The sequence below is a fragment of the Enhygromyxa salina genome (assembly GCF_000737335.2).
In the GTDB taxonomy this organism is placed as follows: domain Bacteria; phylum Myxococcota_A; class Polyangia; order Nannocystales; family Nannocystaceae; genus Plesiocystis; species Plesiocystis salina_C.
In genome coordinates this window covers 23,067-43,173 of sequence record NZ_JMCC02000076.1, presented here as the reverse complement: position 1 = coordinate 43,173, position 20,107 = coordinate 23,067, and the positions used below count along the sequence as shown (strand labels likewise).

Below are 20,107 nucleotides of genomic sequence, written 5' to 3'. Positions count from 1 at the left end.
CTAGGCAGGAACGGCCCCAGACGCACCTGACGACGCGACTCCAAACTGATCGGCGCTCTAGGGCACCGTCAGCAGCTGATCTGCCGCGGCGACGCTGGCCGGCAGCTCCGCCCCGCAGTTCGTCAGCAGCACGATCGCGCGTCGCCCCGGCACGAACATCAACTCCGCCGCGAACGCGCCGTTGTTGCCGCTGTGGCCGTATGCCGTGGTCCGGTCCGCAAGGGACCACGAGCGCAGGCCGTAGCCGTAGCGTTCGTCCGGGCGCCGCGCCTGCGGGAGCGGCTCACCGGGCTCGAGCATCGCCGCTGTTCCGGGTAGCCGCTCGCTCCCAAGCGCGAGCGCGAACCAAGCAAGATCGATCGCCGAACCCAGCACGCCGCCACCCGGGTTCATCCAGCTGGGATCGCCCGGCATGAACTCGAGATCGTCCGCGACGCGGATGGGAGCGCGGCCCTGCGCGCCGTCGAGGTGACCACACGCCGCCGCGCTGGCCAGCTTCGCGTCAACGGTGAAGCTGCCCAGCCCGAGCGGCGCGGCCACGCGCTCGCCAACCAGCGTCGGGTAGTCCTGGCTCGTCGCCGCGCTCAGCATCGCTCCGATCACGGCGTACCCTGCGTTGCTGTAGTGATACTCCCCAGGTGCCCCGGCCGCGGCGCTGCGAGCCAGCGCTGGCAACCACGCGCCGTCGAGCTCCACCAGCTGCGCGGGCGCGATCTCTCCAAGCCCGCTCCGGTGTGACAGCAGCGCGCCCAGCGTGGGATCCGGCACGCCGCTGGGGGTGTCGTAGCCAGCCACTAACGCGCCCGCGCGGCCCGTCAGCGACAGCCGGCGATCAGCGACGAGACCCAGCGCCAGCGCGGCCGTCACCGGCTTCGAGATCGAGCCAAACCGGAACTGCGTGGCAGCGCCAACCGGCGTCGCCTCGCCGAGGCAGCGCACGCCAAGCTGCAGCTCGAACGCCGCGGCGCCGGGCTCGGCGACGGCCAGCGCGAGCCCGGGCAGCTCGCGCTCGACCCACTCGGCGCACACAGCTCGGATCAACCCATGCAACCGCGGGTCCGCCCCGACCAGCGCCTCGCTGATGCACGCGCGCTTGCGGTCTGCGTGGGGGGCCGCCTCGGGACCCGGCGGCGCGTCGGACGTGGCCGCGATGACCGATGGCGCCACCTCTGGCGGGTCGCGCACGACCGCCCGCTCGCCGGCCTCCGAGTGACACCCCGCGATCGAGATCAGGGCCACGAGCGACCAACGCACGCCGCCACCATAGCAAACGCGAGTCGAGCCGAGCACGCAAACAGGGCCGACCCGCTCGCGCAGGCCGGCCCCATGGTTCGAGTGAGTGCTTTGAGCTCACGCGCGACGGCGCGAGATCAGTACAGCGCCTCGAAGATCCCCGCCGCACCCATGCCGCCGCCGATGCACATCGTGACCATGCCGTAGCGACCCTTGCGACGGCGCAGCTCCGCGAGCAGCGTTGACGTGAGCTTGGCCCCCGTGCACCCAAGCGGATGCCCCAGCGCGATCGCCCCGCCGTTGACGTTGACCTTGGCCGGATCCAGGTCCAGCTCGCGCAGCACGGCCAGCGACTGGGCCGCGAACGCCTCGTTGAGCTCGAACAGATCGATGTCGTCCTTGCTCAACCCGCACTGCTTCAACACCCGGGGGATCGCCTCGACGGGACCGATGCCCATCAGCTCGGGGGCGACCCCGGCGACGGCAAACCCAACGAAGCGCGCCAGCGGTGTCGCGCCGATCTGCTTGGCCTTGTCGGCCGACATCACAACGGTCATCGCGGCCCCGTCGCTGGTCTGCGACGAGTTGCCGGCGGTGACCGTGCCCTTGACGTGAAACACCGGGCGCAAGCCCCCGAGCGCGGCCACGCTGGTGTCGGCGCGCGGGCCTTCGTCGGTGTCGAAGGTCCCGCCCTCGATCGTGGTCACCGGGATGATCTCTTCTTTGAAGCGACCCTCGGTGATCGCCGCGATCGCCCGCTGGTGGCTCTGCAGCGCGAACGCGTCTTGGTCGGCGCGGCTGATGCCAAACTTGCGCGCGACGTTCTCTGCGGTGACCCCCATCGAGACGTAGACCTCGGGTCGCTCGGCGACCATCTTGGGGCTCACGCGCGGCTTGTTGCCGCCCATCGGGACCATCGACATCGACTCGATGCCGCCACCCACGCCCACGTCGAGCGCGCCAACCATGATCCGCTCGGCGATCATGGCGATGGTCTGCAGCCCAGAGCTACAGAACCGGTTGACGGTGAGCGCGGCGGTCTGATCGGGGCACCCAGCCCCGATCCCGATCATGCGCCCAACGTTGAGGCCCTGCTCGGCCTCGGGCATCGCACAGCCAATCGCGATGTCCTCGATCATGCTGGGCTCGAGCCCGTTGACGGTGGCCATGGTGGCGCGCAGGACCTCGGAGCCCATGTCGTCGGGCCGAGTGTTGCGCAGGCTCCCGCGCCCGGACTTGCCGACCGCGGAGCGCTTGCTGGCGACGATGACTGCTTCTCGGATTTGTGCCATTTGCTTGGTTCCTTTCAGGTCAGTCCCGCGCTCAGTTTCGCAGCGGCTTGCGCTTGTCGAGCATGTGTTGAATCCGCTCGAGGGTCTTTTGGGTGCCGCACAGCGACAAGAACGCCTCGCGCTCGAGGTCCAGCAGCTGCTGGGCGGTGACGGTCCCTGCGGTCGGCTTCATGCCGCCCGACAGCACGTGGATCATCTTGGTGCCGATCAGCTGGTCGTGCTCCGAAGCGAAGCCGCCCCAGCCAAACTCGTGGATGCCCAGGACCAAGTTGGCGCCACCGGGCGCGCCCATGACGTGGATCGGCTCGTTGCGATCCGGCGGCACGTAGTTGCTGGCTGCCAGCGACAGCGCGGCCTGCTTGGCGTCGGCGACGACGCGGTTCTTGTGGAAGGTGATCCCGTCGCTTGGGCGCAGCCAGCCGGTTGCGCGGGCCTCGAACGCGGACATCGAGACGTTGCCGGTCGCCGCGGCTTCGAACCCGCGGCGGACCCAGTCGAACACCTCGCCGGCCTTGAGCTGATCCGCGTGAGCCGAAGCCCGCCGCGCGATCTCTTTCATGCCGCCGCCAGCCGGCAGCACGCCAACCGCGATCTCGACCAGACCCATGAACAGGTCGGCCCCAGCCTGGATGTGGTCCGCGTGCATCGAGACCTCGCAGCCGCCCCCGAGCGTCTGCCCATAGGGCGCGACCACGACCGGCAGCGCCCCGTGGCGCAGGTTCATCAGGGTCTGCTGCAAGGTGTTGACGGCCAGATCCAGCTCGTCCCACTTCTTTTGCATCGCGGCCATGCCGATCTGCAGCAGGTTGGCCCCGCGGCAGAAGTGGTCGTCTTGCGAGCCGATCACCAGACCGACAAACCCCCGCTCGCGCAGCAGCTCGGGCGCCTCGGCCATCAGCTTGACCACGCCCTCGTCGAGCACGTTGGCCTTGCTGCGGAACTCCAGCAGCGCGACCCCATCGCCGATGTCGATCAGCGCCGCCGAGGTGTTGCTGTGGATCTCACCCTCGGGCTTGTGGGCCGCGAGGATCAGCATTCCGGCCGGGGTGGGCACGTCGACGTAGGACTCGCCGTCAAACACCTGCTGGTTGCCCGGCCGGCCCTTGTACCAGGTCGCGTCCTCGCCCTGCGCGAGCAGCTTGGTGATCGCCGGCGCGGGCTCGATGCCCATCTCGGCCATCTGCGCGGCGCACCACGCCGGGCCCGCCGCGTCCATCAGCTCGAACGGCCCCATGCCCCAGCCGTAGCCCCACTTCATCGCGTCGTCGATCTGCTTGGGCGTGTCGCAGATCTTGCCCGTCAGCGTGGCCGAGTAGTTGAACAGCGGCAGGTAGACCTTGCGGTAGAACTCGCCGGCCCGACCCTCGAGGCGCATGGCCTTGTTGACCATCGCGCTGGCCGAGCCGCGGATGCCCTTCAGCTCCGGGAACGCGGGCTCGATCCGCGGGCGGTACTCGCGGGTCTCGAGATCGAAGGACAGGATCGCGCGGTTGCCCTGCGCGTCCTTGCTCTTCTTGTAGAAGCCCTGGCCCGACTTGTCGCCCAACCAATTATTGTCGAGCAGGGTCTGCAGCGCGGGGCTGATCTGCATCTTGTCGTAGAGCGGATCAAAATTGTCCGCCGCAGGATCCCCGCTGAGCGCGTCACGCAGGTTGCGGATCACGTGGCCGGCGACGTCGAGCCCGACCATGTCGCCGAGTCGGTAGCTGCCGGTCTTGGGCCGCCCGATCGGCTTGCTGTTGAGGGCGTCGACCTCTTCGATCGTGTACTTGCCCTCGGCCGTGGCCGCGAAGGTCAGCAGCATCTCGCCGATGCCGATCCGGTTGCCGATGAAGTTGGGCGTGTCGCGGCACAGCACGACCCCCTTGCCCAGCACGCGATCCGAGAACCGCGCGACGTCGTCGACGTAGCGCTGCGCCGTGTACTTGGACGGGATCACCTCGAGCAGGTGCATCCACCGCGGCGGGTTGAAGAAGTGCAGGCCAAGCAGCCGCTCGCGGGCCGCTTCGGGCAGCGCCTCGGCGATGTCACCGATCGGGATACCCGAGGTGTTGGTCGCCAAGATCGTGTGATCCTGGGCCGCGGCGGCGACCTGCTTGAACACGCTCTGCTTGATGTCGAGGCGCTCCACGATCGCCTCGATCACGATGTCGCTCTGGCTCACGGCCTTGGCGAGATCGTCTTCGAAGTTCCCGGGGGTGATCCGGGCCGCGAAGTCCTTGTGCATGAGCGCAGGCGGCTTGGCCTTGGGCAGAGCCTTGAGCGCCCCGAGAGCGAGCTTGTTGCGGGCGGCCTTGGGGGCGTCGGTGTCGACCCCCCTTGGTACGATGTCGAGCAGGTAGGTGCGGATGCCGGCGTTAGCCAGGTGAGCAGCGATCCCTGCCCCCATCGTCCCGGCACCCAGCACTGTCGCCACGAGCTGGTGAGGAGGTCGATTGAGCGTCACGCGGCGGACAGTAGCAAAGACCCGGCGGTTTATGACCCCCACATGGACGGTAGACTTCGCCGACTGCAGCGGCTGGCGCGTCTGGTCGCTTCGCTCCCCTGAAAGGGGGCTCGGGAGCCTTCGGCGGACGTGTACGGGTGCTTTGCCAACTGCAGCGGCTGGCGCGTCTGGTCGCTTCGCTCCTCGACAGGCAGGGGCGTCTTATGCGCATCTTGGCTGAGAGTCCGCTGCCCACGGTGAACCAGTCCACGGAGGCGTCCGCCAGCGCGCGAGAAGCCCTCGCCGAGCTGAAAACAGGCCCGGCTCGAGCCCCGCGAATGGACCCAGACCGTGGCGCGTCGCTTGGGGGCCGCGCATCGCGTGCCAGTCATGTGCAAACGCGCGCACGCCTGCGTTCGCCGGGCAACGTGACAGTTTGGCCGCTAAATGGCCACGCCATAGTGAGTTGCTACGATTGGCCCACACTTGGACTCGCGCATGAACACTCGTCGGACCTACGGCACGCTCACCGCTGCAACGGCGGCGCTGACCGTTGGGTTGGTGTTCGGGAGCGCCGAGGGCTGCGTGACCTCCAAGCACGTGGTCCCGGTCCACGCCCACGCCCACGCCGATGCCGATGCTGATGCCGAGCTCGAGGTTGCGAGCGTCGAGCAGACCACGGCACCGTCGGAGCCCGAGCGCCCACCGCCTTGGACGGCGCCCGAGCAACCGCTGCTGCCGGGGGTCGATGGGGCCGCGCAGCTGCTCGCGCGTGGGCAAGCCCAGGCCGCGCTGGATCAGCTCGCTGCCGTCAACAAGCTCGACACGCTTCCGGGTGAGGCCGCGCTCGAGCCCGAGTCCCGCGAGTGGTTCATCGCCGGGGCGATCGCCGGCCGTGCGTACATGCAGACCCAACAGTGGGAGCTGGCGGTGCTCTCGCTCGAGCCGCTGGCGGCCAGCAAGAAATTTGCCGACATGCTGCCGCGCGACATCGTTGGCCATGAGCTGGCCCGGGCCCGGACCGCGTGGGCGACCCAGGGGGGGCTCGATCCGGTGGCCGCCGATATCCAGCTGCGCAAGGCCGTCAGTGAGCTGGGCAAGCTCAAGGCGCTCAAGCCCGATCGCATTCAGGGGTTGATGCGGGTCGCCCAGGGCGAGGCGATGATCGCGATCCAAGGCGACACCCCGCGCGCGACCAAGCTCGCGGCCAAGCAGGCCGACAAGGCGCTCGAGCGGCTGATCACCAGCTTTCCCAACCATGCCGACGTCGGCGAGTGGATGCTGCAGCGGGCGCTGGCCAAGCAGCGGGCGGGTCTGACCAAGGAGTCGGCCGCGGCCCTGCGGCGGGTGGCGATCGATCGGGCGGGCGAGCCCGAGGCCGCCCGCGCGTGGACCGAGCTCGAGCGCCTCGCCGCCAACAACGACAAGATCAGCGCGTCCCCGCTGAACACCGAAGAGCTGCTCGCCGCCGGCCAGGCCGCGCGGGTGCTGCGGCGAATCGAGCGATCCCGGGAGCTGCTCGAGGCGGTCTGGAACGACCCGGACCAGCCCAAGCACCGCCACCGCGAGGCGGGTCACTCGCTGGGCTGGACCTACTACAAAGCCCGCGAATACAGCCTCTGCGCCGACGTGCTCAATGAGCTCTACGCGGATGTCCCCGCCATGGACACCCGCAATGACCTCGCCCGCTGCCTCGAGCGCGCGGGCCGATACGACGAACTGATCGCGCTGTGGGTTGGCGTGTACGACGGCAACAAGGGTGCATTTGGTTCCACGGCGCTGTGGAACGCGATCGATCTCGCCGTCAACGCCGGCAAGTATGCCAAGGCCAACGAGCTGCTCACGGAATACGAGACCCGCTTCAAGGGCCGCGGCAGCGAGCGCCGGTGGTTGCACGCGTGGCTGCCCATGCGCCTGGGCGACGACGCGACCGCGATTCAGGCGTTCACGCAGATGCTCGACACCGGGCGAACGGGCGGGCAAGAGCGAACCATCACGTACTTCTTGGGCAAGCTCGAGCTTCGCAGCGAAGACCCAGACCTTCGCGCCCAGGGGATCGCGCGCCTGCGGGGGTTGGTCGCGGTTGGCTACGACCGGCTCAGCGCGAATGGGGTGATCGGCGGCCACCCGCTCTACTACGGCTTGATGGCCCGGCAGCGGCTCATTGACGCGGGCGAGGATCCGGGCCCGCCGCCGCAGGTCAGCCCGCTCGACTGGGAGCAGGACGCCGGCCAACATTGGATCGGCCACGCCGACACCCAAGCCCTGCTCACGGCGATGGCGGCCGAGCACGGCGAGTCGTTTAGCTCGCTGATCCGCGCCGAGCAGCTGTTCGCGGCGGGCTGGATCGAAGAGGCCAGCCGCGAGGCGCGGGTCGCCGCCGACGAATTCATCAATGCCCACAGCGTGTATTCGGGATCCGACATGCCAGGAACGCGGACCGAGGCGCTGGTCGCTGGGCTCGCGTGGGCGCCCGAGTGGCGCCACCCCGTCGCCAGCCCCGGCAAGACCGCGCGCAAGGCCATGCGCGACCCAGAGTACCGCGCGCGACTGGCCGACGACTTCACGCGGCTGACCTGGGCGATCCAAGAGCCCTACCGGTTCGGCAAGCTGGCCAGCTACGAGCACCCCTATTGCGCGCGCTGGCACCTGCGGGCGTACCGGGAACCAATCGAGCAAAACGCGTGGGAGCGCGAGATTGATCCGCACCACCTGTGGGCGCTGATGTACACCGAGTCCCGGTTTCGCCGCCACGTGGTGTCGTACGTGGGCGCGCGCGGGGCCCTGCAGATCATGCCGTGGACCGGGCGGCAGCTCGTTGAAGATCTAGGTGAGCTCGAGGCTGGCGATCGCTTTGATCCCGACATCTTGTTCTCGATTGAGCATAATAGCCGGCTGGCAACTTACTACATTAGTGAGCTGCTGAAGAAGTTCCACGGTCAGGCCGCGTTTGCGTATGCAAGCTACAACGGCGGGCCCAACAATGTCGCGCGGTGGCTGGCGGCCAAGAGCCAAGCGCCAAACGGCGTCGAGCTCGACGAATTCCTCGAGGAGATCCCGTTTGCCGAGTCGTCCCGCTATGCGCGGCGGGTGATGGAGGTTCGCGCGGCCTACGGGCTGCTGTACAACGGCGAGCTGCCGAGCTGGACGAATGTCGTAGACCCGGCGTTCGAGCTGAACATCGACTATTAGCGTGTTCACAGGTCCGCGAGCGCGCCGATCTCTGCGTCTGACAGGGCGCGGTCGTAGATCAGCAGAGAGTCGATCTTGCCGGTGCAGCGTTCGTTGAATAGCGGGCTGTTGCTGCCAATCGCGACCGGCTCGGCGCTGCCCGTCAGCATCACCCCCGTGGTGCTGAGGGTCGCCAACGAGAGACCGTTGGCGTAGAGCCGGGTCATGGCGCCGTCGTAGGTGCAGGCGATGTGGCTCCACTCCCCCGGGGGGACCACTCCCGCGTCAACGCCGATCTGAGATGTACCGTGGTTGGTGAGGATGCGGCACACAAATCCCACGTTGGCGTCGAACATCATGCCGTACTGGCCAGAGTTGTCGAACCACACGTCGCGGCCAAACTGCGGAACTGTCTGTGGATGAACCCACATCGCCATGGTCACGGCGGATTTTACGTCGAGGCTGGCGCTGTCGGGGACCTGCACGGCCTCGCTGGTCGCACACTCCAACGCCATGCCCGAGACGCCAACGCCCAGGCCCAGCTTGGCGGCGAAGCCATGGTTGGCGTGGGTCGAGCCGTCGACGACTTGATCGGCCGTTTCGAACTGATAGCAGGCGATCAGCGACTGGTCATTGGCACACGCGTCGCTGCCGTCGCCGTCGCCGTCGCCGTCGCCGGTGTCGCCGTCGCCGGTCTCGTCGTCGCCGTCGCCGTCGCCATCGCCGGTGTCGCCGTCGCCGGTGTCGCCATCGTCGTCGCCGTCGCCGCTGCTGGAGACGGTGGTCTGCTGTGACTCGTTGCCATCTGTGGCCGTCGAGTCCTGGTCATCGCTGGACTCCTCGCCAGCGAGGCGCTCGTCGAAGGCAGGATTGAGCATCTGGCAGGCTCCGACCCAGCCGAGCAGGGTGAGCAGGGGGAGCGTAGGGCCGATGAGCGATCGCGGTTTGAGCATGGTTCAGCAGCAGCCAAGTTGTCGAGTGTGGTCGGGCCCGAGTACGCGCACGATGCTCGCCGACTAGGCGCTCAGAGATCGGTGGGAGTCACCCGCGCCGAGCTTGCTGGCCGCCCACGCGTAGCCCTGCTCCACGTCCTCGAGGATGTGGATCGGCATGGGCAGGCGCTGCAGCTGCATCAGCGTTCGAAGCGAGGAGCGGATCAGCGTTGAGTCGACCACGACGACCACGCCACGGTGATAGCGGGCCGAGACGTCGAAGTTGTCGGCGAACCACCCGGCGAGCCGCTGCAGCTGCGCGAGCTCGGGAACCTGAAGCTCCCGGCAATCGAGCACGACCGCGTACGATTGAGCCTGCGCGGTGAGCTTGTCCATGTCGGCGAGCATTCGCTGCAGGTCGCTGTCTGTCACCGCACCGTGCAGGTGCATGTAGATCAACGGCGCGCGCTTGCTGTCGAACATGTAGGGCATGAGCCCAGGGTAGGGGGACGGCTCGATGCCTGAAGCGAGGCCGGGCAAAAACTTGGTAGATAGATCGCTCGCTTCGGCCTTGACGCGGCAGTTGGCCACCAGGCGATGAGTACGGAGCTTTAGCGGGTCCATCGAAGTGGTCATGTACCCGCTTGTTCTGGTCACTCGGTGCCCCGACCGTCTAGGTGATCGCGGTGCGCTCCACGCTCGGGGGGATGTGCTCCGCGCAGCCCGGCCGGGCGAGGCGGCGCAGCCCGTAGTGGACGCTCACCCGATCAACGCCGAGGCCTCGCCGCAGCCGGTCACGACCAGCACGCCGCAGCTCCGCCTCGGACAGGCGCCGAAACAAGCCAACGCACTCGGGATAGACTTGGGCCAAGCTGGCGAGCTCGGCCCGCAGCCCCGCGGCTGCCTCGGCGATCGGGGGCGGCTCGGGCTCGGGTCGGGTTGGCTCGGGCGCGCCCTCGCTGGCGATCAGCCGCTCGCTGCTGGTCACGAGCCCCCCGGTCAAGCTGCGCAGGCGTCGGAACCCCGGGAGTCCTGGCAAGGTGATATCGCTCTCGTGGGTCTGATTCGAGATGATGTCGATGGGGATACGCGCGACGAATTTGTTGTCGTCGCGTCCTACGCATCTCTGATATCGCCGAGATCACCGACGACGAGCCAGATGCCGACGGCTTCAGTGTTCAGACGTTTGCCCGAGAGCGGCTGATCGTCCTGCGCGAGGACCTGTCCTTGCAGTTCGATGCCGATATTCACCAGGAGATGTTCGCTTGGACACCAGGTGAGTACTTCGAGAACAACCGCCAACACGAACGATACAGTGAAATTGGGCCCGTCGCAGCTGAGGACCCTCGACAAATGCCAAGTCAATCGCTGCGCCGAGCCGACAGAGCGAGCATGCCTTACGATGCCACGCTCGACGCATACGTCGCGGTACAGCGTGAGGAGTTGCGACCGGCGCTCACCGAGGAGGATTATCCCGAAGCTCGTTCGGACTCGTTGGCGCTCACACAGATCGTCCGCTGGTTCGTCCCGGATCAGCGGTAGCCTGCACCCTTTGCGAACTTCTCAGGGGCCCCGCAACCTGTTACGCTTGGCGCGATGGAGGCGCTCGCGCCCGGCGACGCTCGACTTCGATCAACTCGCCCAAGCGTCCGCGCGGGCCCGAGGCAACGCTTGGCGCGCCGCAGGGGCCCACGGCGTCGACCTGTTGCTGCTCGGGCGAACGCTTGCCCCTGCGCAGCACATGCAACAGCTCGAGGACGCACTGCGCCTCATGGCTGGCGTGGGTCGCTGATGCCTAGGCGCACGCGGCCTCTGCAAGACCTCGCGCTGCTCGAGCGGCTCAGCGACGCGAAGGTCGAATTTTGTATCATCGGTGGCGTCGCGGCGGTGCTTCACGGCGCGACGAGTCTCCGGCCATGTCGTATTGTAGCGTTTGCAGCCGACTGGTGCCCACATGAGCGAGACTAAACTACCCATCGTGCTCGCAGGTGTCGGTGCAATTGTCCTGGCGATCTGTCTCCTGGGTTTCGCTCAGTTGGGCGGCGCTGGGGGAGCGAGCGCCGAGCGCCCCGTAGCGGGCCCCGACCGTGAAATTCCCCAGTCAACCGCGTCTCCATCGTCGCCGGCTTCACCCGCCACGAAACGCATGGACGAGGTCGAGCCCGAGCCCGACACGGTCACCCGGCGACCAAGAACGAAGGAGGAGCGAGACCAGCTACGTCGAGCGCTCCAGCATCGCTACGGTCGCCCGACCGCGAAACATGAGGCCGTCGAACCTCCAGCCCAGCCCCCCGCAGCTCCGCTGCCTCCAACATCTTGGTCCTCGCTGCCAGATGAGTACGCCCGGGGGATCATCCAGGATCAATTGATCCCGGCGGCCGAGAGTTGTTATGAAGATATCGCGGCGAAGGGCGCGGGCGGTGCCTTGACCTTGAGCGTCGCCGTGATTGGTGATGAAGAACTCGGTGGGGTGATTGACCGGATCGATGTGAACCCCGAGAAGACATCAATCGAGGGCGATCTCACCGAGTGCGTCCGACAGTCGGCCTACGACATGGAATTTGAACCGCCCGAGCAGGGGCAAGGTGTGGTGGAATTCGAATTTACCATCGAGTTCTCCGATGACGAAAAGCTTTGAGTTGATTTCTAGTAAATCTGCACGAAGCCGACCGAGGCCGGATGCTCGTTGTCGCCGATGTCCTGGTGGATGCCTGCGAGGCGAGCAGCGCACAGGTGTGCTGAGAAGTTGGAAAGGATGGTGGCGAGAATGATTGCGCGCGACGCTAGGCTAGCACGCGCCAAGATCGCCGGCGTCGCACTCTACAGCTGCCAGAAGCGGTGCCACAGGCTGGCGCCACAGACGGCGAAGACCCGGGACGGCACCAGGGGCCCTGGCTGCTGGGGGGACGCTACGTCGGCATCTGGACAGTATGATGGACGAAGCGGGCGATTTCGTGTTCTCGCGCGTGGTGTTCGAGCGCGTGCTCGACGATGCGGATCAGCCGATGCCATGAGGTGCCGGCTTGTCCGCGCTGACGCCCGCCCGCTCGTGAACGCAACTTTGCGCTGGCGCGTGTGCGGACAGTTCGCCGAACGATCGCGGTCGGCGTGCAAGCCTGAATATGCTGCGCAGCCCACCAATGACGCGCGAACGAAGGAGACGCGGGTTGTCCGGGCTTTGAGATGCTCGTAGGTTGCTGTTGAGGTATGTCGCGCGTCGGGTCCATCTCTGCGATCGGGATTGTGCTGGTTTGCAGTCAGTGCATGGAGCTGTCGACCGAGGTTGGCGAGCATGTGATCTACCATTGGGACGAGACCGAGGCGCGCTTGTGCGGGGGGACCGTTCCCATGGTGGACCGCGTATTGGAGTTGGTTGGCGGCCACTACGGCTGGGGGCCCGACGACCTCGGGCCGGGGATCGAGTACTTCTGGCACGAAGAGCTGGCGGTTCAGGCGTGCTCCTTGCCCTGGGTTGCCGACTGCGAGAGCCACTTCCTGAATCGGCCACTCGTGTTCTCGAACACCCCGATCCAGACCCACGAACTCGCCCATGCGTCGCGCGGCGGGCACGGCCGCCCGTTTGTGGGGTATCCGGCCTTCATCAACGAAGCCTTTGCCTCGCGCTGGGAGTCGGCGGTAATCCAGGGCGGCGTCGTCGGATACGCTACCCAGCCCGAGTTCCTCAGCGCGGCAGAGCTGCGGGCGGCGCTCGATGTCAACGACCCCACGAAGGTGAACTACGCGCTCGCGCTCACGTGGTGGGTCGCGCTGGAGTCGACCTACGGCCCGAGCAAGATGGCCGAGTTCATCCTGGCGCTCGACGGCGTGACCTCGGCGAAGGGCGTCGAGCGGGCGACGCGGCGGGTGTTTGGGATCTCGCTGGCCGAGTCTGCCGCGATCGCCGAGAGCTTGCCCGAGTCTGCGTTCGACGACCCCGCCTGCGCACTCGAGGGGCTCCCGACCTTCACGTGGACCGGCTTGCCGCTCGTGCTCGAGCGCAGCGAGCCGCGCTGTGAAGATGATGACATCATCAACTTCAGTAATGACACTGTCGGCTGGCTGTTCGCGCTCGAGTTCCCAGACGAGCCGAAGCCCTACTCGGTGAGCGTGACGGTCCCGAGCGGGACGGACCCGATCACCCAGAGCATCTTCGTGGTGCCCTGCGAAGGCGAGCTGGACGCCGTGTACGGGCCGCCGTACATCGCCGCTGACGCCACAGACGGGGGGGACCCGAACTGGCAGCCGTGGCCCTGGCACCTTCGGGGGCGCTATGTGGGGCATCTGCGCAGTATGAGGGACGAAGCGGGTGATTTCGTGTTCTCGCGCGTGGTCTTCGAGCGCGTGCTCGACGATGCGGATCAGCCGATGCCGTGAGGTGCCGTCGGATCCGCGCGGCCTGCTCCGCACCGCTCGTGAACGCAACTTTGCGTTGGCGCGTGTGCGGACAGTTCGCCGATCGATCGCGGTCTGGCGTGCAAGCCTGAATATACTGCGCAGCCCATCAATGACGCACGAGCGAGCGTGACGCCGGTTGTCCGGGCTTTGAGATGCTCGTAGTTTGCTGTTGAGGTATGACGCGCGTCGGGTCCATCTCTGCGATCGGGATTGTGCTGGTTTGCAGTCAGTGCATGGAGCTGTCGACCGAGGTTGGCGAGCACGTGATCTACCATTGGGACGACACCGAGGCGCGCTTGTGCGGGGGGACCGTTCCCATGGTGGACCGCGTATTGGAGCTGATTGGCGGCCACTACGGCTGGGGGCCCGACGACCTCGGGCCGGGGGTCGAGTACTTCTGGCACGAAGAGCTCGCGGTTCAGGCGTGCTCCTCGCCCTGGATTTCCAACTGCGAGAGCCGCTTACTGAATCGGCCACTCGTGTTCTCGAACAAGCCGATCGAGACCCACGAACTCGCCCATGCGTCGCGCGGTGGGCATGGCCGCCCGATTGTGGGGTATCCGGCCTTCATCAACGAAGCCTTTGCGTCGCGCTGGAACTCGGGGGTGATCCAGCGTGCCGGCCCCGGATTCGCTACCCAGCCCGAGTTCCTCAGCGCGGCAGAGCTGCGGGCGGCGCTCGATGTCAACGACCCCACGAAGGTGAACTACGCGCTCGCGCTCACGTGGTGGGTCGCGCTGGAGTCGACCTACGGCCCGGCCAAGATGGCCGAGTTCATCCTGGCGCTCGACGGCGCGACCTCGGCGAAGGGTGTCGAGCGGGTGACGCGGCGGGTGTTTGGGATCTCGCTGGCCGAGTCGGCCGCGATCGCCGAGAACTTGCCCGAGTCCGCGTTCGACGACCCGGCCTGCGCACTCGAGGGGCTCCCGACCTTCACCTGGAGCGGCTTGCCGCTCGTCCTCGAGCGCAGCGAGCCGCGCTGCGAAGATGATGACATCATCAACTTCGCTGAGAACAGCGCCGGCTGGCTGTTCGCGCTCGAGTTCCCAGACGAGCGGACCCTCTACTCCGTGAGCGTGACGGTCCCGAGCGGGACGGACCCGATCACCCAGAGCATCTTCTTGGTGCCTTGTGAAGGCGAGCTGGATGCCGTGTATGGGCCGCCGTACATCGTCGGTGGCGCCACAGACGGCGAAGACCCGGGCCGGCACCAGCGGCCCTGGCTGCTGGGGGGGCGCTACGTCGGGCATCTGGACAGTATGATGGACGAAGCGGGTGATTTCGTGTTCTCGCGCGTGGTGTTCGAGCGCGTGCTCGACGATGCGGATCAGCCGATGCCGTGAGGTGCCATCGGATCCGCACGGCCTGCTCCACGCTCAGCGAGAGAGTCTTCATATGAATTAATGCTGGGTCGCAGCACCGATCCCTGCGAGTCGCCGACATCGCCGCAAGTCGTGCGATTGAGTATCGTGGAGCCCGTCGATGTTTGCAGGTTGACGTGGGGCGGAATCGCACCAAGGATATTTGCATCACTTCAACCATGTCATTTGTGCCATCACGTTCTCGGCCATCATGACCCGCGCCTGGGCGTCCATTAATGTACCGCTGGTGGCGCCAGATCGGCAATCTTCATGACCCTGGCCTTGAGCATGCGCGACGCGGAGCCGCGTCGCTCTGACGCGATCGGGGAACACCATGAAGAACTCACCCATCACCACCACCACCACCATCACATTCCTAATTGCGGCTCTCACAGCCTCAGCAGCGGGGTGTACAACGAAGGATCCCGACGGCCTCCGCATTTGGTGCGACGGGGGGCCTGCCGGGCTGTACTACGAGAATGCACTGCACGGCAAACGATACAGCTTCGGCCTTTGCCTTGGTCCCGAACACTGGAGCGAGACCGGCGAGACCGGCGGCATCGATCTCGACAGTTGGACAAACGACGAGGATGACATTAGCGCGATTCGCGGCATGTGCGTTCAGCATTGCTTGAATAACACGGGCGACGGATTAGGCAACTGCCTGCAATCCTCGGATTCGTTGTGGCAGCTCAAGAATTACAACAATATCGTCGTCCCGGATCCGCTCATGCGCATCAAGGACCCTGCCCGCCTCTACTGCTATCTTCCCGCAGCCAACCTCGCCATGCGCCCGTGGAAGACCAAGGTCATCCCGTCAAGCAGCTCGCCAACCTGGCCAAGCAGCGGCCAGCCGGTCGAGCTGGCGTGCGGCGACTTCGAGACCTGCGCCGACGAGTTCACCACACCGATCGCCGTCGGCCTCTACTACGACGACACCGCCACGCCGTGGGGCCCGGGCATGGGCGGCGCCGATCATCTGTCCACGACCACCGTCGCCGGCCGGTCCTCACTCACGATCACCCTCCACAACCCAGACTCCACGCCCAGCTCGGACGCGGCGCCGCTCGAGCACGGCGAGGTCGAATACTCGGCGCCGGAGTGCAGCGAGCTCGACTGCCCGCTGTATCTGGCCAACCTCACGATATCCAATGACTCGAGCGCATGGACGCTCTACTCGGACGAGCTGCTCGACGACGTGTCGATCAGCGAGGTCAGCGTGCAGCTCCGGCGGCCGGCCCTTGGCGTGTGGAACACGGCGACCGGCGAGTTCTACTTTGGCGAGCAGCGGATCGAGCTGGTCGTGACGGGAACCTTGGAGATCGGCGAGGGCCCGCCGATGACCGAGACATTCTTCGTGACCAACGACGCGGCGATCTTCGGCCAGCTCGGGCCCGGCGGAGAGGTCGAGATCGACGAGCTGCGCGTGGACAACAGCGAGTTCTCGCTCCACGCGACGCTCGACTACGACAGCTACGCCGGGAGCCCGACGACGGTGAACCTTGCTCCCGTTGATCTGGATTGAGCTGCTGGTGGTGAGGGTGAGGGGCTCGGTCCGAGCAGACCTGACGCTGGCCAGAGCCCGCGCGGCCGCAAAGCCGACACCCACGTCGCCTTCGGGCTTCCGCGTGGTGGGATGCCCAGCGAAGCCGCGCCGCAGCGTGGCGGCGTCGCGGCGGGCTCAGGCGCCGGGGAGCGCGAGCGCGGCTTGGAAGTAGGTCATGGCCTGGGCCATGTCGGCCTCGCGGTCGCAGCGGTAGAAGGTCTCCGCCTCGTATTGGTAGAGGACGGGGAACTGGACCCGGTAGATCAGCTGGAGCTCGTCGATCGTCATGCCGAGCGAGAGCGCCGCGAGGGCGTCGAGCTCTCGAGGTACAGGCGGGTGCGTCGGTACGGCGCGATCAGGCATGCGGCAGGCTGGAGCTTCGCACAGGTTCAGGTCAGGTCAGGTCGAACGCGAGCTCGGCGAGACCCAGGTGGCCAACGATCGCGTTGAACACGGCGACGTCGTCATCGAGGCCGCCGATCGTGAAGTCGAGTTCGCCGTCGTCGGCGATCTCGAAGTAGCGTGCGGCGACCCAGGCCAGGCGCAGCGCGACCGGATCACCAGAGGCTTGGGCGCGCTCGACCAGCTGCGGCAGGCCGGCGGCGAGCTTGCGGGCCTCGTTGACCGGCAGGAACTCGTTGCGCTGGGTGAGCGCGGCGAACTGAGCGGCGTGAACCTGGCAGCGCCCGAGCAGGCTGGCCCAGTCGCCGGGGAGCTCCTGGGTGAGCTTGGTGTAGAGCTCGCGGGCGGCCCGGGGCAGCCGAAGGTCGCGGGCGCTGGGGAACTGGGGCGGCAGCGCCGTCGCGCTGGGGTGGCCAAGCGCGAGGGCAGCGGGGGCGGGGCTGAGGCTCGGAGCTGGGGGGGCCGCGGTGGGCCCGGTGGTGGGCCCGGTGGTGGGCCCGGTCGCGTGCTCCGGGTTGGGCTGGGGCTGCGCGTCGCGGGGCCCGGGCGGCGTCGCGCTGGGCGGGGGAGCTTCGACGGGCGGGATGAAGTCGTCGGCGAGGTCGGCCAGGACCACGAACTCACCGCGGAGCCGGGCGCCGACGAAGTTGGCGGTGCCAGCGATCGATGCGCGCGGCGGCACGCGGCCATGCAGCTCGTGGATCGTTGCCATGAACGCGTCGACCCGGGCCACGCCCTCGCCCGCGTTGAGCAGCTCGAGCAGCAGCTCGGCCTGGGTGGGGACCCGAACGCCATCCCACGAGTCCAGGCCAATACCGGAGCGGTTGGCGATGATCGTGGGTCGGGCACGGGCGACGACCGCGACCATGCCGGTGGTCCACTGCGCGTGTTCGGGGCTGAGCTCGCGCAGCTCGCCAAGCGCCTGATGAAAGGACAAGCCGCGGCCGCGCTGACGCAGCAGCACCTCGATCAGCTCGCCGGCGACCTGGACGGCATCGAGGCCGCCGGGGATGTCGCGGTCGATCAGGCCCAGGCGACCATCGCCAAGCGGGAACATGGGGATCGAGGTCCGCAGGGTGTTGAAGGTGTCATCGAGCACCTCGACCTGCTCACCGAGCCGCGCGCGCAGCTGGTCCTCGGGGATCGGGGCGCCGGCCTGCTCGAGGATCTGCACCGCCGCCGGGACCAGGTGCACACGCGTCTGCGGGACGCTGCCGCGCAGCGCGAAGCGTTGGCGGCCAAGATCTTCGACCTGCCCCGAGCGCCGGAGCATGCTGCTGAGCAGCCACGAGGTGATCCACTCTGGCAGCCTGCCTTCTTCACCCGCGAGGTCGAGCAGGTCGTGGGCCATCCACTGTCGCCCGGGGCCCGCCTGCTCCATGAAGCGCTTGGCCAGCGGGACCAAGCGCCGCTCCCATAGTTCGAAGTCGGGGAAGTGGCGCGGCAAGGCGACGTGGCCGCGGGTGACGATCACGCACGCGTCTGGCAGCTGGCCGCGACCAAACAGCTGGTGTAGCTCGCGCACGCTGACCGGGCCCTCGCGGGTGGTCAGGTACGCGAGCACCCGGGCGTCACGGGTGTGGCCAAATCGCAGTACCTCCGACGGGTGATCGTCGTTGTCGACGACCAAGCTGGCTTGCGCGCGCTGGATGAACAGCGGGCGAAGATCGGCCTCGTCGGCGAGCAGCTGCGCGCCAACCAGCTCGAGGAACGACGAGTAGGGGGCAGGCCACTCGGTCCGGCGCAGCGCCGCAGCCAGCTGCTCGTAGGCGACCTCGGGCTCGCGCTCGCGCTTGTGGGTGATCAGGAGGTCGTCTCGATCCCACGTGTAGGCGTGCCAGTCATCGGGGATCACGCGGTTGGCCAGGTAGCGAAGGAACGCCGGCCGGTCGACGAGCGGCTGCAGGAAGCTGTCGTCCTCGAGGTCGCTCAGCCACAGGTAGCTGGCCTCGCCGCGGGCCGCGGTCAGCGTTGCGCGGATCCGGCTCATCCAGCTCTGGTCGGCCCGCAGGCGGGTGAGGCCGCGCCCCTCGAGCTGGCGGATGCGCTCGCGGGAGACGCCCAGGGTCTCGCTGATCGCCTCGAGGGTCTCGGCCTCGCCGACCGCGCCGCTGCGACGCAGGACCACCTGGGCGTCGCGGTCGGGCAGGTGCGAGAGCCGAGCCTCCCACAGCTCGAGCACCGTCGCGAACGCGCTGGGGTCGAAGGTGTGGGCGGGATCGGCCGAGGTGCCGGTCTGCAGGTGCGCGGGCGTGGGGTAGCGCTGCCAGGTCTGCAGCAGCTGCTCGAGCGACCTGGCCAGGGTCGTGCGGCCGACACCCCGGGCCTCGCGAACCTCGGCCTTGGATCGGGCGACCAGCTGGCCGACCGTCTCGATGCCTTCGTTGTCGCAGAAGGTGAAGGTGCGGGTGGGGAAGTCGACCTGCTCGATGCTCAGCGCCAGGATGTGCGCGGGCAGGGTGCTGGCGAGCTGGTCCCAGCTGAGCTGGGTGAGGTCGATGAGCTCGGGGTTGACGGGGGCAGGGACGGGCGCCGCGGCGTTGGAGCTGTCAAAGCCCTCGGGCCAGCTGACCTGCGCGGCTGCCAGCGCGGCCGCGAGCTCGTCGAGGGTCTCACCCGGGGGCGCCTGTTCCAGCAGCCCGTTGACCTCGCGCAGGCAGATCTGGCCGAACGAGCGCAGCTCGAGCAGGCCCGCGCTGGTCAGCGCGACGGCCTGATGCACGTATTCGAAGCCCGCCCGGCGAAACACGTTGGTGGTGCGCGCCGAGAGGTGAAAGCTGGAGAGCGGCCGGGCCAGCAGCTCGCCGCGCAGCTGCTCGACCGACGGCCCGCTGTGCTCGGGCGCGAGCTCGTGCCACCAGGTGCGCAGGGTCTTCGCCCGCCGCTCGGTGGTTGCCGGGGCCAGCTCGGTGGCGGTGGCCAGGAACGCCTCGGCCGAGTCGGGATCGAGGCTCCACAGCCCGCCCTTGCCAAACCGCGCCCAGGCCAGGCCGACCGCGCTGCGCTCGAAGCAGGCCCGCAGCAGCTCGAGTGGATCGACGCCGCCGTGGGCGAACTCGACGACCGTCGCCGTTGGCTGGCCGGAGGCGTCGGTCAGCCCAAGCAGCTGGGCCGCGGCGCGATAGTACATTGCGTCGCGCCCTCTATAGACCAGATCACGCAGGGCAAACTGACGATAGTGGAGCAGCACTGCGTACTCGAGCGCTCGCTCGATGCGGTCGGCCTGGGGGATCGCGGAGGACGGAAGTGGTTCGATCATCGGCGGCGGCGGGGACGCTGGGAGACTATCTGATCATGGGTCGCGAATCTCGGCGTTTGTTGCCAAGCTCGCGACCGAATCGTCGTTGTCG

17 protein-coding genes are annotated in these 20,107 nt (G+C 67.6%); 7 read left to right on the top strand and 10 right to left on the bottom strand.

What is annotated here, in order from left to right:
* Positions 1–57 precede the first annotated feature (57 nt).
* The 3 genes from DB30_RS26715 to DB30_RS26705 all read right to left on the bottom strand — a co-directional run bounded on the left by DB30_RS26715 (position 58) and on the right by DB30_RS26705 (position 4,971).
* The gene (locus DB30_RS26715; RefSeq protein WP_165703964.1) at positions 58–1,254 is read right to left on the bottom strand and encodes a serine hydrolase domain-containing protein; all 1,197 of its coding nucleotides are present in this window, start codon (positions 1,252–1,254) and stop codon (positions 58–60) included.
* 116 nt (positions 1,255–1,370) lie between these two features.
* The gene (locus tag DB30_RS26710; protein WP_052554131.1) at positions 1,371–2,516 is read right to left on the bottom strand and encodes a thiolase family protein; all 1,146 of its coding nucleotides are present in this window, start codon (positions 2,514–2,516) and stop codon (positions 1,371–1,373) included.
* Between the two features lie 40 nt (positions 2,517–2,556).
* The gene (locus tag DB30_RS26705; RefSeq protein WP_146660754.1) at positions 2,557–4,971 is read right to left on the bottom strand and encodes a 3-hydroxyacyl-CoA dehydrogenase/enoyl-CoA hydratase family protein; all 2,415 of its coding nucleotides are present in this window, start codon (positions 4,969–4,971) and stop codon (positions 2,557–2,559) included.
* A gap of 477 nt (positions 4,972–5,448) precedes the next feature.
* Here DB30_RS26705 and DB30_RS26700 point away from each other — a divergent pair, with 477 nt between their 5' ends.
* A complete protein-coding gene (locus DB30_RS26700) occupies positions 5,449–8,142 on the top strand; it encodes a lytic transglycosylase domain-containing protein (protein ID WP_052554044.1) in 2,694 nt (897 codons plus the stop codon).
* Positions 8,143–8,147: 5 nt separating this feature from the next.
* On the opposite strand, the gene DB30_RS41680 is transcribed toward DB30_RS26700, so the two are convergent.
* From DB30_RS41680 to DB30_RS42855, 4 genes are all read right to left on the bottom strand, one after another.
* Positions 8,148–8,999, bottom strand: a complete 852-nt coding sequence (locus DB30_RS41680; RefSeq protein ID WP_205633070.1) for a LamG domain-containing protein — start codon at positions 8,997–8,999, stop codon at positions 8,148–8,150.
* A 138-nt stretch (positions 9,000–9,137) separates the two neighbouring features.
* On the bottom strand, positions 9,138–9,644 hold the full coding sequence (locus DB30_RS26685; RefSeq protein WP_052554040.1) for a SpoIIAA family protein: 507 nt from the start codon (positions 9,642–9,644) through the stop codon (positions 9,138–9,140).
* Between the two features lie 82 nt (positions 9,645–9,726).
* Positions 9,727–10,092 (bottom strand): hypothetical protein, encoded by a 366-nt coding sequence (locus DB30_RS26680; protein ID WP_146660748.1) that lies wholly within the window; start codon positions 10,090–10,092, stop codon positions 9,727–9,729.
* Positions 10,093–10,169: 77 nt separating this feature from the next.
* Positions 10,170–10,304 (bottom strand): hypothetical protein, encoded by a 135-nt coding sequence (locus DB30_RS42855; RefSeq protein ID WP_276204385.1) that lies wholly within the window; start codon positions 10,302–10,304, stop codon positions 10,170–10,172.
* A 141-nt stretch (positions 10,305–10,445) separates the two neighbouring features.
* Between DB30_RS42855 and DB30_RS26675 the strand changes: the two genes are divergently transcribed.
* From DB30_RS26675 to DB30_RS26655, 5 genes are all read left to right on the top strand, one after another.
* The gene (locus tag DB30_RS26675; RefSeq protein WP_153258414.1) at positions 10,446–10,595 is read left to right on the top strand and encodes a hypothetical protein; all 150 of its coding nucleotides are present in this window, start codon (positions 10,446–10,448) and stop codon (positions 10,593–10,595) included.
* A gap of 46 nt (positions 10,596–10,641) precedes the next feature.
* Entirely contained in the window at positions 10,642–10,845 is a 204-nt protein-coding gene (locus DB30_RS26670) for a hypothetical protein (protein ID WP_052554035.1), read from the top strand.
* Positions 10,846–11,007: 162 nt separating this feature from the next.
* On the top strand, positions 11,008–11,691 hold the full coding sequence (locus DB30_RS26665; protein WP_146660746.1) for a hypothetical protein: 684 nt from the start codon (positions 11,008–11,010) through the stop codon (positions 11,689–11,691).
* Positions 11,692–12,317: 626 nt separating this feature from the next.
* Positions 12,318–13,427, top strand: coding sequence for a hypothetical protein (locus DB30_RS26660; RefSeq protein WP_052554031.1), 1,110 nt, complete (start codon positions 12,318–12,320; stop codon positions 13,425–13,427).
* A gap of 254 nt (positions 13,428–13,681) precedes the next feature.
* Positions 13,682–14,791, top strand: a complete 1,110-nt coding sequence (locus DB30_RS26655) for a hypothetical protein (RefSeq protein ID WP_052554029.1) — start codon at positions 13,682–13,684, stop codon at positions 14,789–14,791.
* A 186-nt stretch (positions 14,792–14,977) separates the two neighbouring features.
* Here the strand turns inward: DB30_RS26655 and DB30_RS26650 are convergent, their stop codons facing one another.
* Positions 14,978–15,178, bottom strand: a complete 201-nt coding sequence (locus DB30_RS26650) for a hypothetical protein (protein WP_052554027.1) — start codon at positions 15,176–15,178, stop codon at positions 14,978–14,980.
* Between the two features lie 313 nt (positions 15,179–15,491).
* Between DB30_RS26650 and DB30_RS26645 the strand changes: the two genes are divergently transcribed.
* Positions 15,492–16,334, top strand: a complete 843-nt coding sequence (locus DB30_RS26645) for a hypothetical protein (RefSeq protein ID WP_052554024.1) — start codon at positions 15,492–15,494, stop codon at positions 16,332–16,334.
* Positions 16,335–16,490: 156 nt separating this feature from the next.
* On the opposite strand, the gene DB30_RS26640 is transcribed toward DB30_RS26645, so the two are convergent.
* Both DB30_RS26640 and DB30_RS26635 read right to left on the bottom strand, forming a co-directional pair.
* Positions 16,491–16,718 (bottom strand): hypothetical protein, encoded by a 228-nt coding sequence (locus tag DB30_RS26640; RefSeq protein ID WP_146660744.1) that lies wholly within the window; start codon positions 16,716–16,718, stop codon positions 16,491–16,493.
* 31 nt (positions 16,719–16,749) lie between these two features.
* Positions 16,750–20,016, bottom strand: a complete 3,267-nt coding sequence (locus tag DB30_RS26635; protein ID WP_052554022.1) for a DNA-directed RNA polymerase subunit alpha C-terminal domain-containing protein — start codon at positions 20,014–20,016, stop codon at positions 16,750–16,752.
* Positions 20,017–20,107 lie beyond the last annotated feature (91 nt).